The organism is Zavarzinia sp. CC-PAN008 (assembly GCF_051903925.1).
Classification (GTDB): domain Bacteria; phylum Pseudomonadota; class Alphaproteobacteria; order Zavarziniales; family Zavarziniaceae.
Genome location: NZ_CP173678.1, coordinates 3,109,779 through 3,124,639 on the forward strand (window position 1 = coordinate 3,109,779; position 14,861 = coordinate 3,124,639).

A 14,861-nucleotide genomic window follows, 5' to 3' on the forward strand; every position below is an offset into this window, starting at 1 on the left:
GTCTGGCTATAATAAGGTTGCTTATTATCGATCGAGCCAATGATAAGCACGCATGGCAGAATCGCGTGGTGCTGCCACCGCGACCCCCTCCATCCGGTACCTGGACCCCGGCCTTGGGACAGCCATCCCCCTTGCAAGGCACTACTCAGCGGGTGGAACGCGCTCTAAGAAGGGTGGCAATCGCGTCGCACTGACGGCGCCAAGCAAAACAAGGAGGGAACGGGCACCGCATGACCATCCGCCATGTCCTGATCGCCAATCGTGGCGAGATCGCAATCCGCATTGCCCGCGCCGCCGGCGAGCTTGGCCTGCGCACGACGGCCATCCATTCCGAGGACGATGCCCGGTCGCTGCATGTCCGGATCGCCGACAGTGCGGTGGCGCTGAAGGGCTCGGGCGCCAGCGCCTACCTGGACATCGGCCAGGTCGTGGCCGCGGCGAAGGAGGCGGGCGCCGATGCGGTCCATCCGGGATACGGCTTCCTGGCCGAGAATGCGGCGTTCGCGCAGGCCTGTACTGATGCCGGGCTGGTCTTCATCGGGCCGCGGCCGGACGTGCTGGACCTGTTTGGCGACAAGGCCAAGGCCCGCGCCCTGGCCGGCAAGGTCGGCGTGCCATTGCTGCAGGGCTCGATCGGGGCGGCCAGCCTGGAGGAGGTCAAGGCCTTCATGGGCGAACTGGGGCCGGGTGGCGCGGTCATGATCAAGGCGGTGGCCGGCGGCGGTGGCCGCGGCATGCGTGCCGTGACCGATCCTGCCCAGCTGGACGAGGCCTATGCCCGCTGCCAGTCGGAGGCGAAGGCGTCGTTCGGCAATGGCGACGTGTTCGTGGAGCGCTACCTGCCGCGGGCCCGGCATGTGGAGATCCAGGTGATCGGCGACGGCACGGGCGCCGTCTCCCACGTCTGGGAACGCGAATGCACGATCCAGCGCCGCAACCAGAAGATCGTGGAAGTGGCGCCCAGCCCCACCCTGTCGCCCGCGGTGCGCGACGCACTGGCCGCGGCTGCGGTCAGGCTGGCCCAGGCCGCGCGCTATGACAGCCTGGGTACGTTCGAGTTCCTGGTCGATGCTGCCTCCCCCGGCGAGGATGGCTTCTTCTTCATCGAGGCGAACCCAAGGCTCCAGGTCGAGCACACGGTGACCGAGCAGGTGACCGACATCGACCTGGTCAAGAGCCAGATCCGCATCGCAGGCGGCGCCACGCTCGAATCGCTGGGCCTGACGCAGGGGCAGATCCCGAAGCCCCGCGGCCACGCGATCCAGCTGCGCATCAACATGGAGACGATGGACGCAACCGGCGCGGCGCGGCCGTCCGGTGGCCTGCTGGCGGCGTTCGAGCCGCCGACGGGGCCGGGCATCCGCGTCGATACGTTCGGCTACGCCGGCTATGTCACCAGCCCCAACTTCGACAGCCTGCTGGCCAAGGTGATCGCGCATTCCGCCTCGCCCGACTATGGCGACGCGGTGGCGCGCGCGCTGCGCGCGCTGGGCGAGTTCCGGATCGAGGGGGTGGCGACGAACCTGCCGTTCCTGTCGGTCCTGCTGCGCCATCCGGATGTAGCGGCGAATCGCGTCACGACCCGCTTCATCGAGGATCACGCGGCCGAGCTGGTTGCGGCGATTCCCGACCTGCCGCGCCGGGTCTTTGCCGACGTGGCGGCACCCGACAGCACCCTGCCGCGTGACATCCCCATGGCCGACGCGCCCGAGGACAGCGTCGGCGTGCCGGCACCGCTTCAGGGCAAGGTGGTCGCCATCGACGTGAAGGTGGGCGACACGGTCCGCGCAGGCCAGGCGGTGGCGGTGCTCGAGGCCATGAAGATGGAGCATGTCGTCGAGGCGACGGTCGGCGGCGTGGTCAGCCTGGTCGCCGTCGATCCCGGAGACGTCCTGTTCGAGGGCCAGGCGCTTCTCTTCGTCACCCCGGCCGACGTCGCGGGGGCCGAGGCGCTGGCCGCGGAAGAGATCGACCTGGACGCGATCCGCCCCGACCTGGCCGAGGTGATCGAGCGCCACCGCATCACCCTGGACGAGGCGCGGCCCGATGCCGTCGCCAGGCGCCGGAAGACGGGCCAGCGCACCGCGCGCGAGAACGTCAACGACCTGGTTGATCCCGGGACCTTCATCGAATACGGCGCGCTGACCCTGGCCGCCCAGCGCCGGCGGCGGTCGCTGGAGGAGCTGCTGCGGATGAGCCCGGCCGACGGCCTGGTCGTCGGCATCGGCAGCGTCAACGGCGACAAGTTCGACGACGAGCAGTCGCGCACCGCCGTCATGTCCTATGACTACACCGTCCTGGCCGGGACCCAGGGCATGAACAACCACAAGAAGACCGACCGCTTCCTGCGCGTGGTCGAACAGAATCGGCTGCCCTTCGTCCTGTTCGCGGAGGGGGGCGGCGGGCGGCCCGGCGATACCGACGCCCTGGGCTCGGCCGGCCTGGACGTGATGACCTTCTACGAGTTCGCGCGCCTGTCCGCGATGATGCCGCGTCTGGGCGTCGTCTCCGGCTACTGCTTCGCCGGCAATGCGGCGCTGCTGGGCTGCTGCGACACGATCATCGCGACCAAGAAGTCGTATATCGGCATGGGCGGCCCGGCGATGATCGAGGGCGGCGGACTTGGCGTCTACAAGCCGACCGAGGTCGGCCCGGTCGAGGATCAGGTCCCCAATGGGGTGATCGACCTTCTGGTGGAGGACGAGGCGGAAGCCGTCGCCGCGTCCAAGCAGTACCTGTCCTATTTCCAGGGTGCGGTGAAGGACTGGACCGCCGCCGACCAGCGCCTGCTGCGGCGGGCGATCCCGGAAAACCGCCTGCGCGTCTATGACGTGCGGCAGGTGATCGAGACCCTGGCCGATACCGGTTCGGTCATGGAACTGCGCCGCGAGTTCGGCATCGGCATCCTGACCTGCTTCGTGCGGATCGAGGGGCGCCCGTTCGGCCTGATCGCCAACAACCCGATGCACCTGGGCGGCGCCATCGATGCCCCGGCGGGTGACAAGGCCGCGCGCTTCATCCAGCTCTGCGATGCCTTCGACATCCCCATGATCTCGCTCTGCGATACGCCCGGCTTCATGGTCGGGCCAGAGGTCGAGAAGACGGCCCAGGTGCGCCGCGTCAGCCGCATGTTCGTGGCCGCCGCCACCGCCAGCGTGCCGATCTTCACCATCGTCCTGCGCAAGGGCTATGGCCTGGGCGCGCAGGCCATGGCGGGCGGCAGCTTCCATGCGCCGTTCTTCATCGCCTCCTGGCCCACGGGCGAGTTCGGCGGCATGGGGCTGGAGGGGGCGGTGCGCCTGGGCTACCGCAACGAGCTTGCGGCCCTGACCGACCCTGTGGAGCGCGACGCGCTGTACCGCAAGCTGCTCGACAAGCTCTATGAGAACGGCAAGGCGATCAACATGGCGGCCTTCCTGGAGATCGACGCCGTGATCGATCCGCTGGAAACGCGGCGCTGGATCATGCGCGGCCTGCGCTCGGTGCCGAAGCGGCCGCTGCCGCCCGAGGGCAAGCGCCGCCCCTTCGTCGACACGTATTGAGGATGTATTTGGAAGACCAATCCTCTTCCGCTCATCCCCGCGAAGGCGGGGATGAGCGGTCTTTTTCGAAGATGACGAGCGGGTGAGGCTGGTCCAAGGCAGCCTGCTGCGCGGCTTTGCCTGGGGTGCGCTGGCGATCCTGATCTGGGCCGGCTGGATGATCGCCAGTCGGATCGGCGTCACCGGCACGCTGCACGCCGCGGACCTGACCATGTTCCGGGTCGGCATCTCGGCTTTGATCCTGGCGCCGCTGCTGCTGCGTCGGCGGCTGCATGGCCTGCGCGGCGGCCTGCCCATCGTGGTTGCCATGGTCTGTGGCCTGGGCGCGCCCTATGCCCTGATCGCGGCGGAGGGGCTGGCCTATGCGCCGGTCGCCCATGCCGCGATGATCCCGGGAACGCTGCCGCTGTGGGTCGCCCTGATCTCGGCCGTCCTGCTGGGCGAGCGCTTCGCGAAGACGCGGCTGCTGGGCCTGGTGCTGATCCCGCTTGGCGTCCTGTCGATCGCAGGGGTCAGCTTGGCGACCGGCGATCATGACCAGGCGATCGGCCATGGCCTGTTCCTGCTGGCCGGTCTGACCTGGGCGATCGGCACCGTCGCGCTGCGCCAATCGGGGCTGGACGCGCTGCATGCAGCGGCGGTGGTCAGCCTTGTCTCGGCCCTGGGCTTCCTGCCGGTCTACCTGTTCGTGATCGGGCCGGGCCTGGGCCAGGCCAGTGCCTTCGACATCGCCTGGCAGGCGCTCTACCACGGGGTTGCGGTCGGGACGGTTGCCCTGGTGGCGTTCGGCCGGGCGGTGGCGTTGATCGGCCCGTCGCGGGCCGCCGTGCTGGGGCCGCTGGTTCCGGTCGTCGCGACGCTGGCCGCGATTCCCATACTGGGCGAATGGCCCGGCGGCCTGGACGTGCTGGGCATCGCCCTGATCGTCGCGGGCGTCGTCCTGGCAAGCGGTGCGGCAGGCACCACGCAGCCATGAATGCGGAAGTTTCATGGGATCTCATCATGTCGGAAGACATGGCTTTTGCCGAAGGTTGTTACCGCCTGGATGGTGGCGATTGGCAGGTCGTCATTGCTTTCAAGAGCACCGGCATTGACACTGTTGAGTTAAGAAATGTGCGATGGGAGAGCGGCGTAACCGGATTGAATCTGCTTTTTCCTGACAATGGAAAAATCAATAGATCTACGGTATTGCGATGTATGTCCGATGTCCTCGGTGTGACCAATTGGCGGGAGGTTTGAGGTCCCGACTCGATCATATTGCGATAGCCATCCAGGAATTTGATCGCTGCTGCGGCCACGGTCTCCGCCGAGCCGCACGGTCCCGCCTCAGGGTGGGGGAAAGACGCCCGTCAGGAGCCACGGCTGGCCGGGATCGCGAGCCGGCAGGGGCATGTTGCAGAATTCGACATCCAGGTAGTCGCGGTCCAGGCCCAGGACGCGGCCGCGGGTAATGCTCGGCTCGCTCTCGCGTGCGAGCCAGCGATAGAGCCCGGCCTGGACCTCCGCGTCGGCCGGGGTGTAGAGGCCGCGCACGGTGAGGCCTGTCGGCTCGATCCCGAAGCGTTGCCGGATCGCGGAGCCGACCAGCCGAAAATGCCAGTCGGCCCCATCGTCCAGTGGCTCGAACAGGATGAGGTTCGGCATGAAGCGCAGCAGGTCGCGGCAGGGCACGTCGGCCCGCGTGAATGCCTGGCCCGTCTGGCGCCGCGCCTGCCACAGGGCCATGAAGTCCACGGCCAGCGGATAGGTCGGCGCCGGGACAGTCGCCACCTCGATCCCCACCTGGAGCAGGCCGGGCACGGCAAGGGCGCGGGTGGGCGGCATCGGCGTCGGGTCGGTCCTGGGCGGCTGTGCAGGCTATCGTGGCCCCACGTCGCCTTTGTCTACAGTCGCATGGATGGGCAGCGCAACCCAGCCTGCCGTGGCCCCGGCGGGGCGGTCACGACGCCAGGAACACCCCCGTCATCAGCCAGGGCTGGAGTGGATCCCGGCCGGGCAGGGGAATGTCGCAGAATTCGACGTCCATGAAGTCGCGGTCAACGCCCAGGACCCGGCCGCGGGTCACCATGGGGACGCCGCCCAGGGTCAGGCGCCGGTAATGTGCGGCGCGACCTGCTGCCTCCTCAGCCTCGTAGAGGCCGCGTATGGTCATGCCCGTCAGTTCGACCCCGAAACGCTGACGGATCTCTGAGCCGACCAGGCGAAACAGCCAGTCATCGCCATCATTGATCGGCTCGAACAGGATGATGAAGGGCATGAAGCGCAGCAGCGGGCGCGACGGCACGTCGGCCCGTGTGATCCGCGCACCCTCCGCATCGCGTTGCCGCCACAGTGCCATCAGGTCGCGGGCCAGCGGGAATCTCGGCTCCGGCACGGCGCGGACGTTGATGCCGATCTGCAGCAGGGGCGGGACGACCTGGGCGCGCTGGTGGGACATCGACTCCTGTCCGCCTGGGACACCGATCCAGCAGGGATGAGGGCACGCCAGCCACGGCCGGCAGTCCCAGTATCGGCCGCGCCGCGTAGTCCGTCCAGCAGGTCCGCGTTCTGCGCATTGCCATGGCCGCATGCCCTGGGCTAAGGTCGCGGCCATGCGCACGGTGCTGCCCGCATACGCTCTGCGACTTACCACCCCGGCCCGCTGAGGGCCGGTCGAAGTCCGTTGCGCGCGGTTCGCAGCGGCACCTGACCCCATATCGCTGACGTTCCAGTCGAAGGATGCGCTCCCGTGCGCCAGATGCCGATTCACAAGTACCGCCCTGTCCCGACCGTCGACCTGCCCAACCGGCAGTGGCCCAGCCGCACCATCACGAAGGCCCCGATCTGGTGCAGCGTCGACCTGCGCGACGGAAACCAGGCCCTGATCGAACCGATGGGCCGCGAGCGCAAGCTGCGCTTCTTCCACCACCTGATCGAGCTGGGCTTCAAGGAGATCGAGGTGGGGTTCCCCGCCGCCTCCGACACCGATTTCGACTTCGTCCGCCACATCATCGACAAGGGGATGATCCCCGACGATGTGACCATCCAGGTCCTGACCCAGGCGCGGCCCGAGCTGATTGCCCGGACATACGAGTCGATCGAGGGCGCGAAGCATTCCATCGTGCACCTGTACAATTCGACCTCGACCCTGCAGCGCCGCGTGGTGTTCAACCTGGACCGCGAGGGCATCAAGAAGATCGCGACCGACGGCGCCGTCCTAGTCAAGCAGCTGGGCGATGCGGCCCGCGCCCGCGGTGCCGACGTGCGCTATGAGTACTCGCCGGAAAGCTTCACCGGGACCGAGCTGGACTACGCCCTGGACGTCTGCCACGCGGTGATGGACGTGCTGCAGCCGACGGTGGACAAGCCGATCATCTTCAACCTGCCGGCCACGGTCGAGATGGCGTCCCCCAACGTCTATGCCGACCAGATCGAATGGATGCACACCCACTTCAAGGAGCGGGAGAAGATCATCCTGAGCCTGCATCCGCACAACGACCGGGGCACCGGCGTCGGTGCCGCCGAACTCGGCGTGCTGGCCGGGGCCGACCGGATCGAGGGCACGCTGTTCGGCAATGGCGAGCGGACGGGCAATGTCGATATCGTCACCCTGGCGATGAACATGTTCACGCAAGGTGTTGATCCGGAACTGGATTTTTCCGACATTAACAAGTCGATCGAAGTGGCCGAGTACTGCAATCGGCTGCCCGTGCACCAGCGCCACCCCTATGCCGGGCAACTGGTCTTCACCGCGTTCTCAGGAAGTCACCAGGACGCCATCAAGAAGGGCATGACCGCCCGCGCGCAGCAGAACGACGAGATCTGGGAGGTGCCGTACCTGCCGATCGATCCCGCCGACCTGGGGCGCACCTACGAGGCGATCATCCGCGTCAATTCCCAGTCGGGAAAGGGCGGCGTCGCCTACCTGATCGAGGCCGACCACGGCCTGAAGCTGCCGCGCAGCCTGCAGGTCGAACTGAGCACGGCCGTCCAGGAGATCGCCGACAAGACCGAGGCGGAAGTCACTTCGGACAAGATCTGGGACACGTTCGTGGCCGAGTACCTGGCGACGGATGGGCCGCTGGTGCTGGAGGACTACCGACTGGGCGTGGCACATGGCTTTTCCCAGGCAATTGCCGTCAATGCCAGCGTGACCTTCCGCGGACAGGCGGCGGAGGTCGAGGGCAAGGGCACCGGCCCCATCGACGCCTTCACCCACGCCCTGGCGGAGGGGCTGGGCGTCACGTTCCGCTTCCTGGACTATAGCGAGCATGCCCTGGGCCATGGTTCCGAGGTTCAGGCCGCCTGCTATATCGAGATGGCGGGCGAGGATGGGCGCAAGACGTTCGGCGTCGGCATCGATCCCAACACAACGACCGCTGCCCTGAAGGCCATCGTCAGCGGCGTCAACCGCCTGCTGCGTTAAGGCATGGCTGGCGCAGGTGTGGGGCGGCACGGCACCCCGGCCCCACCCCGCGGCGCACCGGTGCAATCCAGGCGCGTCGTTGTACCCGCTCATCCCCGCGAAAGCGGGGATCCAGGGGCCGCGAAGGGCAGTGCTGGTGGCTCTGAAGTCCGCCCGTCGCTGCAGCCACACGCTCCTTCGCGGGACTGCGCGGAGATGAGCCCCCTCTCTCCTCCCCGCGCTACTCGGGCTCGGCCACAGGCGGGGAGGGGGTGCGCGTCGGCGTGATGATGCGTACAGGGCCTGGGAGGGCGGCGCTGCCGCCGCCTGCCGCGCGCCGGGCGTAGAGCGGAGGATCGGTCGCCTCGCCCGAATAGAAGCGCTGCCAACCGAGCACCAGGTTCACATAGTCCTGGGTCCAGGGCAGGACGCGGGCATTGCCCGGCCGGCCCACCGCCGAGCCGCCATTATAGTGGCTGAGCGCGATATCCACCGAGCCATAGCGATTGATCAGGCTCTCCAGGAAGCGGATGCCCAGGCGGACGTTGGTCCGCGCGTCCCACAGCGATTCGGCGCCGACGCCGAACTCCCCCATCGCGGTCGACGGCATGATCTGCATCACGCCGCGGGCCCCGGCGCTGCTGATCGCGTCGGCCCGGAAGTTCGATTCGACCTTGGCCACCGCGCGGGCCAGGGCTATGGGAACGCCGGTCAGCTCCGCCTCCTCGCGGATGATCTGGACGATGGCTTCCCGGTCCGGCGAGCGCTCGGGCCGGTCGACGGCCGTCACCGGCGGTTCGAAGCCCTGCTGGCGGAAGACGAAATCGGTGATCGCGGGATCGATGCCCTGCCGTTCCTGCGGCGTCATCTGGCGATAGACGGCGCGCGCATTGGCCAGCGCGTTGGGGACGCGCGACATGAATGCCCGCAGGTACCACTCGAACGCCATCAGGTTGTTGCGCCCGATCAACCGGCCGTCGGCATAAAGCCAGGCCACAACCTCGATCGCGGTCGGGTCGCCGTTCGTGGCATGGCGCGCGATCACCCGCACGTCGTCCATGGTGGCGACATCGGCGCGCAGGGCAACATAGGCCCGGACCAGGTCATAGGCTGGCGTGCGGAACGACTGCGTGGCGGCCTGCGCGGGAGCGGATACCGCACCGGCGCCGGCCAGCAGGGTGGCCGCCACGATGGCAGCCCGGCACAGCTTTGCGATGAGATGGGACCGCGCCCGAGCGCTGTCCCCGATCCCCCTTGTCACGCGCGGCCTACTCCCCTGCAACGCGGGAACGACCCTGCCGCGATTGTCCCCGAAGATCAAGAATGGCGGGCGCGCTCAGCCGCCGGGGCTGAGCAGGGTGGCGGCTGCGTCGATCGCCGCGTCCAGCGCGACGCGATCGTCGACCAGGCGGGCGCGACCCTCCGCCACCAGGCGCAGGCCCAGCGGATAGGCGCGATGCTCGGCCTTCAGGACGCGCGCGGCCAGGCTTGCGGCATCGTCGCCGGGCAGGACGGGCACCGCCGCCTGGACGATGGGCGGGCCTTCGTCCATGCCCGGCGTCACGAAATGCACCGTGCAGCCCGTCAGCCTCACCTGGGCCTCCAGCGCGCGCTCGTGGACGTGCAGGCCCTTGAAGGCCGGCAGCAGCGAGGGGTGGATGTTGATCATGCGGCCCGACCAGGCGGTCACGAACTCCGCCGTCAGCAGGCGCATGAACCCGGCCAGGCAGATCAGCTCGACGCCCGCGGCGCGCAGGGCCGCGTCCAGCGCCGCATCGAAGGCAGCCCGGTCGGGATAATCGCGATGACTGATGACGCCGGTGGCGATGCCAGCCCGGGACGCGGTCTCCAGGCCGCCGGCATCGGCCTTGTTCGACAGGACCAGGGCGATCTCGGCCGGGAAGCCGGGCGCCTGGGCGGCATCAATGAGGGCCGCCATGTTGCTGCCGCGGCCCGAAATCAGGCAGGCCGTCCTTACACGCGCCACGCCGCCTCCTGCCCCCAGGTTCCCGCGGACCCGTCGATCACAACCTGGGCCTCGCCGGTACCGCTCTCGATCCGGCCGATGGTCGTGACCGTTTCCCCCTCGGCGCGCAGGACCGCGGTGACGGCCTCCACGCGGTCGGCCGCCACGACGGCGATCATGCCCAGGCCGCAATTGAAGGTGCTGGCCAGTTCGGCAGGGCCCAGCCGCGCCACCTGGGCGGCCCAGGCGATGGCCGGCGACAGGGTCCAGGCCGCGGCGTCCAGGCGCGCGGTCACGCCCTCTGGCAGGACGCGGGGCAGGTTGCCGACGATGCCGCTGCCCGTGATATGGGCCAGCGCCTTGACCCCGCCGGCACGGATCGCGGCCAGGCACGACTTCACATAGATGCGGGTCGGTGTCAGCAGCGCCTCGCCCAGGCTCTGCCCGGGCGCGAAGGGCGCCGCCGCGTCGAGTGCGAAACCCTCGCCCGAGACGATCTTGCGCACGAGCGAGAAGCCGTTCGAGTGGAAGCCGCTGGAGGCGATGCCCAGCAGCACGTCGCCCGCGGCGACGCCCGCGCCGCTCAGCAGGGCGTCACGCTCCACGGCACCCACGGTGAATCCGGCCAGGTCGTAGTCGCCGGGCGCATAGAGGCCGGGCATCTCGGCCGTCTCGCCCCCGATCAGGGCGCAGCCGGCCTGACGGCAGCCCTCGGCGATGCCGGCGATGACGGCGGCGGCGACGCCCACCTCCAGCTTGCCGCTGGCGAAATAGTCCAGGAAGAACAGCGGCTCTGCCCCCTGAACGACCAGGTCGTTGACGTTCATGGCGACCAGGTCGATTCCGACCGTGTCGTGGCGCCCGGTCTCGATCGCCAGCTTCAGCTTGGTGCCGACGCCGTCGGTCGCGGCGACCAGCAGCGGATCGCGATAGCCCGTCGCCTTCAGGTCGAACAGGGCGCCGAAGCCCCCCAGGCCACCCATGACGCCAGCCCGCCGCGTCGCCGCGGCCAGGGGGCCAATCGCCTTGACCAGCGCGTCGCCCGCTTCGATGTCGACGCCGGCATTGCGATAGCTGTAGCTCGTAATGGCTTGGTGCTCCTTGCGCTGCGACGTGCCATGCGCGTGCCACGGGCGCGGTGCCGTGTTATGTGGGCCACGACGCCCCGCAGACACGCACGGGCGACACGGCCCGATCCGGTATCGCCGTGTTATGATCCCGCGCCGCATCTTCAGGCAAGCCGCCCATGAACGTTCGCCTTTCCAGGCCCATCCTGTTCCTTCTCCTGGCGCTGCCGGCGCTCGCCCTGGCGCTTGCCGTGCCGGGGGGGCGCGCCGTGGCCCAGGACGCCAGCATGACCGTGACGGGGGTCGAGGTTGACGTGACCGCGGCAACCGCGATCGAGGCACGCGACCAGGCCCTGCTGGAAGGCCAGACCAAGGCGCTGGGCCAGCTGATCGAGCGGCTGACGGGCCAGCCCGCGCCCAATGTCGGTGCCAACACCGCCGCCGGCCTAGTCCAGGGCACGTCGGTCGAGAACGAGCGCGTCAGCGCCACCCGTTATGCCGCGACGCTGACGGTGGAGTTCCGCCGGTCCCGCGTCGAATCGTTCCTGGAATCGCAGGGCACCAGCTTTGCCCGCGCCGCGCGCAAGCCGCTGGTCATCGTCCCCGTGCTGAGTGGGCCCGGGGGTGCGGTCCTGTGGGACGATCCCAATCCCTGGCGCGACGCCTGGAACGCCCATGATTCGTCGGGCGCGCTGCTGCCGCTGCTGGTCCCGCAAGGCGATATCGAGGACCTGCGCACGATCCAGGCCGACCAGGCCGCGGGCGGGGACGAAGCGGCGCTCAAGGCACTGGCCAGCCGCTATGGCGCGAACGAGGTGCTGGTCGTCGACGCGCGCATGACCGGCGATCCGGGGCAGGGCATGAGCGTCGCGACGATTCGCCTGACCCCGGACGGCCTGGAGCGGGGCAGCCAGGATTTCGGGGGCGAGGGGGGTGAGCAGGCGCTGCTGGCCCGCGCGGTCGAGGCCGTGGCCCGTATGGTCGAGGAGGAATACCGCAGCCGCGCGTCCAAGCCACCGGAGCCGATGCAGACGATCCAGGTCGCGACGCGCTATGGTTCGCTGGACGAGTGGCTGATGCTGCGCAACCGCCTGGCTGCCGTACCGGCGGTGAAGGATGTCCGTGTCGCCGAGCAGACGCTGAGCGGCGCCCGCCTGACAGTGACCTATCAGGGTGAGGCGGCGGCCCTGCAGGCGGCATTGGGGGCGCAGGGCCTGAACATGGCGCTGGACGGCGGCCAGTGGCGGCTGGGCGTGGGACCCGTCATCGCTCCAATGGCCACGCCTGTCCTGTCGCCGCCGCCATCGGGCGGAGCGTTCGGCAATCCCGATGGAGCCTATGGCAGCCCTGAGCCTTATTATGGTGGCGCAGGGGGATATCCAGGGTCGCCGTGAACGTTCCCAACCTGATCTCGCTGGGGCGGCTGCTGGCCGTCCCGGTCACGCTGTGGCTGATCCTTGAGCAGCATTACGGCGCGGCCTTTTGCGTCTTCGCGGCGGCCGCGGTGTCGGATGCCGTCGACGGCTACATCGCGCGGACCTTTCATGCGCAGACTCCGCTGGGCTTCTACCTGGATCCGGCCGCGGACAAGGCGCTCCTGGTGACGACGATCCTGGCCCTGGCGAGCCAGGGGCTGATTCCGCTGTGGCTGGTCGCCGTGACGGTCGGCCGCGACCTGCTGATCGTCATGGCGATTCTCAGCGCCCTGTGGCTGGCCCAGCCCATGGCGATGCAGCCCAACCTCCTGGGCAAGGCCAGCACGCTGGCCCAGGCGCTGCTTCTGGGGGCGTTGCTGGCGGCGCTGGCTCTGCCGCAGCAGGCGTTGCTGTCTGCGGCGGTGCCGTGGTTGATCATGCTCGTCGCCTGCATCACGGCGGCATCCGGCCTGTCGTACCTGTGGCGCTGGATCGCCCTGATCCGGGTCACCGGGGGGGCACGGCCATGACGCGCGCCGAACGCTGGATCGCCGCGGTCCTGGGGGTGGTGGCGGCGGGCTTTGTCATCTGGTCGCTTGGCGGCGTGCTGACGCCATTCCTGATCGCGATGGCGGTTGCCTATGTCTTCGATCCCGTCGCGGATTGGCTGGAACGGCGCGGCGTGCGGCGCAGCCTGGGCGCGATCCTGGTGATCATCGCGTTCTTCGTGGTGGTAATCGCGGTCTTTGCCCTGTTCGTGCCGCTGGTGCGCGACCAGGCAATCGAATTGTCCAAGCGCCTGCCCGGGAACCTGGCCAGCCTGCAGGGGCAGGTGATGCCCTGGCTGCAGCAGCACCTGGGCGTTTCCGCCGGAGACATGCCCGCCAGCGGCGAGATGCTGCAGAAGGCGGGGGAGGAAGGGGCCGCCCTGGTCGGCAACCTGGTCGCCTATGTCTGGTCCGGTGGGCTGTTCCTGGTGAACCTGATCGCCGTGTTGCTGGTGACGCCCATCGTCGCTTTCTACCTGCTGCGCGACTGGGACCATATCGTGGCCGAGGTGAACACCTGGCTGCCCGTGGAACATGCCGGGACCATCCGCGACCTGGCGGGGGAGGTCGACGTCGTCCTGTCGGGCTTCCTGCGGGGCCAGGGGACGGTCGCCCTGACCACGGGCGTGCTCTATGCGACCAGCTATGCCCTGATCGGATTGGATTTCGGCATTGTCATCGGCCTGTTCACGGGCCTGATGGTCTTCGTCCCCTATGTCGGTCCGCTGATCGGGCTGTCGGTCGCCATGCTGGTGGGCTTTGGCCAGTTCTGGCCGGACTACGTGCCGCTGCTGATGGTGCTGGGGGCGCACTTCACGATCCAGACGCTGGAAGGGTCGTTCATCACGCCCGTCGTGGTCGGGCGCAGCGTTGGCCTGCATGACGCCTGGATCATCTTCGCCCTGCTGGTCGGGGGCACCTTGTTCGGCTTTGTCGGCGTCCTGCTGGCCGTGCCGGTGGCGGCGGCCGTCGGCGTGGTGGCCCGTCATTTCGTGAAGCACTACATGGCCAGCGACTTCTACGCGGGTCAGCAGAAGGGCCGGCTGCGTCCGCCCGTTCTGGCTGGCACCACCGATGCAGGCACGCCGGAACCGCGCTGATGGCGGATCGCGCGTTGAGCCAGGCCGGCCGGCAACTGGCGCTGGCCTTCCCCGCACGCGCGGCGTTCGGCGCCGATGCGTTCGTCCCGGCCCCCTGCAATGCGGAGGCGCTGGCCTGGCTTGGCCGCTATCCCGACTGGCCGCAGCAGGTGCTGGTCCTGGCCGGGGGCGGTGGCAGCGGCAAGACGCACCTGGCCCACGTCTTTGCCGAGCGCCACGCCGCGCAATGGCTGGACGCCGCCGCCCTGGGACCCGGCCCGCTGGCCACGATGACGTGGTCCGCGCCGACCGTGCTCGACAACGCCGACCGCGTGGCCGATCCCGTCGACCTGCTGCATCTGGTCAACCTGGTGCGCCAGGCTGGTGGCTCCCTGTTGCTGACGGGTCGTCAGGCGCCGGCCTTGTGGTACCAGCGCCCACCGGACCTGGTCTCGCGCCTGCGGGCGATGCCTGTCGCCCACCTGGCGATGCCGGACGAGGACCTGATCGCTTCTGTACTGCTGAAGCATTTCGCCGACCGCCAGCTGGTCGTGCCGGATGCCGCGATCGTCCACGCCGCACGCCATCTCGAGCGCAGTCTGGATGCGGCGCGTCGCCTGGCCGCCCGCATCGACGCGCTGGCGCTGGGGGAGGGCGGGCGGGTGACCCAGGCCCTGGTGCGCCGCGCGGTGGCCGAGTTGGCAGAGGCCGATCCGGCCTGACCGCGGCGCGCCGTGGGGCTTGTCCTGGGCTACCCTGCCGTCATGACATTGCCATGACGATGCGATAGGACAGCCGCAAGGCACCTGAAGCGACACGTTGAAAGGCCCGGCATCATGGAAAGCAGTGCGAGCATTCCG

13 protein-coding genes are annotated in these 14,861 nt (G+C 69.0%); 8 read left to right on the top strand and 5 right to left on the bottom strand.

From position 1 onward, the window contains the following. Positions 1-230 precede the first annotated feature (230 nt). The 3 genes from ACI6GS_RS14615 to ACI6GS_RS14625 all read left to right on the top strand — a co-directional run bounded on the left by ACI6GS_RS14615 (position 231) and on the right by ACI6GS_RS14625 (position 4,781). Entirely contained in the window at positions 231-3,542 is a 3,312-nt protein-coding gene (locus ACI6GS_RS14615; protein WP_439814189.1) for a carboxyl transferase domain-containing protein, read from the top strand. 82 nt (positions 3,543-3,624) lie between these two features. After that, a complete protein-coding gene (locus tag ACI6GS_RS14620; protein WP_439814190.1) occupies positions 3,625-4,518 on the top strand; it encodes a DMT family transporter in 894 nt (297 codons plus the stop codon). Between the two features lie 26 nt (positions 4,519-4,544). Next, positions 4,545-4,781 carry a hypothetical protein gene (locus ACI6GS_RS14625; RefSeq protein ID WP_439814191.1) on the top strand — a complete coding sequence of 79 codons (237 nt, stop codon included), beginning with the start codon at positions 4,545-4,547 and terminating at the stop codon, positions 4,779-4,781. Between the two features lie 87 nt (positions 4,782-4,868). Here ACI6GS_RS14625 and ACI6GS_RS14630 read toward each other — a convergent pair whose 3' ends face one another. Then, positions 4,869-5,366, bottom strand: a complete 498-nt coding sequence (locus ACI6GS_RS14630) for a PAS domain-containing protein (RefSeq protein WP_439814192.1) — start codon at positions 5,364-5,366, stop codon at positions 4,869-4,871. A 115-nt stretch (positions 5,367-5,481) separates the two neighbouring features. Continuing rightward, positions 5,482-5,979, bottom strand: a complete 498-nt coding sequence (locus tag ACI6GS_RS14635; RefSeq protein WP_439814193.1) for a hypothetical protein — start codon at positions 5,977-5,979, stop codon at positions 5,482-5,484. A 300-nt stretch (positions 5,980-6,279) separates the two neighbouring features. Here ACI6GS_RS14635 and leuA point away from each other — a divergent pair, with 300 nt between their 5' ends. Continuing rightward, complete coding sequence (gene leuA / locus ACI6GS_RS14640) at positions 6,280-7,947, top strand: 2-isopropylmalate synthase (RefSeq protein WP_439817972.1); 1,668 nt, start codon at positions 6,280-6,282, stop codon at positions 7,945-7,947. Between the two features lie 220 nt (positions 7,948-8,167). Here leuA and ACI6GS_RS14645 read toward each other — a convergent pair whose 3' ends face one another. The 3 genes from ACI6GS_RS14645 to purM all read right to left on the bottom strand — a co-directional run bounded on the left by ACI6GS_RS14645 (position 8,168) and on the right by purM (position 10,980). Further along, complete coding sequence (locus ACI6GS_RS14645) at positions 8,168-9,115, bottom strand: lytic transglycosylase domain-containing protein (protein ID WP_439814194.1); 948 nt, start codon at positions 9,113-9,115, stop codon at positions 8,168-8,170. Positions 9,116-9,262: 147 nt separating this feature from the next. Further along, positions 9,263-9,913: a phosphoribosylglycinamide formyltransferase gene (purN, locus tag ACI6GS_RS14650; RefSeq protein ID WP_439814195.1), complete on the bottom strand. Its 651-nt coding sequence runs from the start codon at positions 9,911-9,913 to the stop codon at positions 9,263-9,265. Beyond that, on the bottom strand, positions 9,901-10,980 hold the full coding sequence (purM, locus tag ACI6GS_RS14655; protein ID WP_439817973.1) for a phosphoribosylformylglycinamidine cyclo-ligase: 1,080 nt from the start codon (positions 10,978-10,980) through the stop codon (positions 9,901-9,903). Before purM ends, purN begins: the two co-directional genes overlap by 13 nt. Positions 10,981-11,138: 158 nt before the next feature. On the opposite strand from purM, the gene ACI6GS_RS14660 reads away from it, so the two are divergent. From ACI6GS_RS14660 to ACI6GS_RS14675, 4 genes are read left to right on the top strand one after another with little or no spacing between them, the layout of a single operon-like run. Then, positions 11,139-12,353, top strand: coding sequence for a DUF2066 domain-containing protein (locus ACI6GS_RS14660; RefSeq protein ID WP_439814196.1), 1,215 nt, complete (start codon positions 11,139-11,141; stop codon positions 12,351-12,353). Beyond that, a complete protein-coding gene (locus ACI6GS_RS14665) occupies positions 12,350-12,904 on the top strand; it encodes a CDP-alcohol phosphatidyltransferase family protein (protein WP_439814197.1) in 555 nt (184 codons plus the stop codon). The genes ACI6GS_RS14660 and ACI6GS_RS14665 overlap by 4 nt, the downstream gene beginning before the upstream one ends. Next, complete coding sequence (locus ACI6GS_RS14670; protein ID WP_439814198.1) at positions 12,901-14,022, top strand: AI-2E family transporter; 1,122 nt, start codon at positions 12,901-12,903, stop codon at positions 14,020-14,022. Before ACI6GS_RS14665 ends, ACI6GS_RS14670 begins: the two co-directional genes overlap by 4 nt. Continuing rightward, positions 14,022-14,723 carry an HdaA/DnaA family protein gene (locus ACI6GS_RS14675; protein WP_439814199.1) on the top strand — a complete coding sequence of 234 codons (702 nt, stop codon included), beginning with the start codon at positions 14,022-14,024 and terminating at the stop codon, positions 14,721-14,723. Before ACI6GS_RS14670 ends, ACI6GS_RS14675 begins: the two co-directional genes overlap by 1 nt. The last annotated feature ends 138 nt before the right edge of the window (positions 14,724-14,861 follow it).

Bases quoted from the DNA above. Each gene is read 5' to 3' on its own strand.
- ACI6GS_RS14625 (WP_439814191.1), top strand. From the start codon at position 4,545: ATGTCGGAAGACATGGCTTTTGCCGAAGGTTGTTACCGCCTGGATGGT.
- ACI6GS_RS14615 (WP_439814189.1), top strand. From the start codon at position 231: ATGACCATCCGCCATGTCCTGATCGCCAATCGTGGCGAGATCGCAATC.
- ACI6GS_RS14660 (WP_439814196.1), top strand. From the start codon at position 11,139: ATGAACGTTCGCCTTTCCAGGCCCATCCTGTTCCTTCTCCTGGCGCTG.
- ACI6GS_RS14630 (WP_439814192.1), bottom strand. From the start codon at position 5,366: ATGCCGCCCACCCGCGCCCTTGCCGTGCCCGGCCTGCTCCAGGTGGGG.
- ACI6GS_RS14635 (WP_439814193.1), bottom strand. From the start codon at position 5,979: ATGTCCCACCAGCGCGCCCAGGTCGTCCCGCCCCTGCTGCAGATCGGC.
- ACI6GS_RS14675 (WP_439814199.1), top strand. From the start codon at position 14,022: ATGGCGGATCGCGCGTTGAGCCAGGCCGGCCGGCAACTGGCGCTGGCC.
- ACI6GS_RS14670 (WP_439814198.1), top strand. From the start codon at position 12,901: ATGACGCGCGCCGAACGCTGGATCGCCGCGGTCCTGGGGGTGGTGGCG.
- leuA (WP_439817972.1), top strand. From the start codon at position 6,280: ATGCCGATTCACAAGTACCGCCCTGTCCCGACCGTCGACCTGCCCAAC.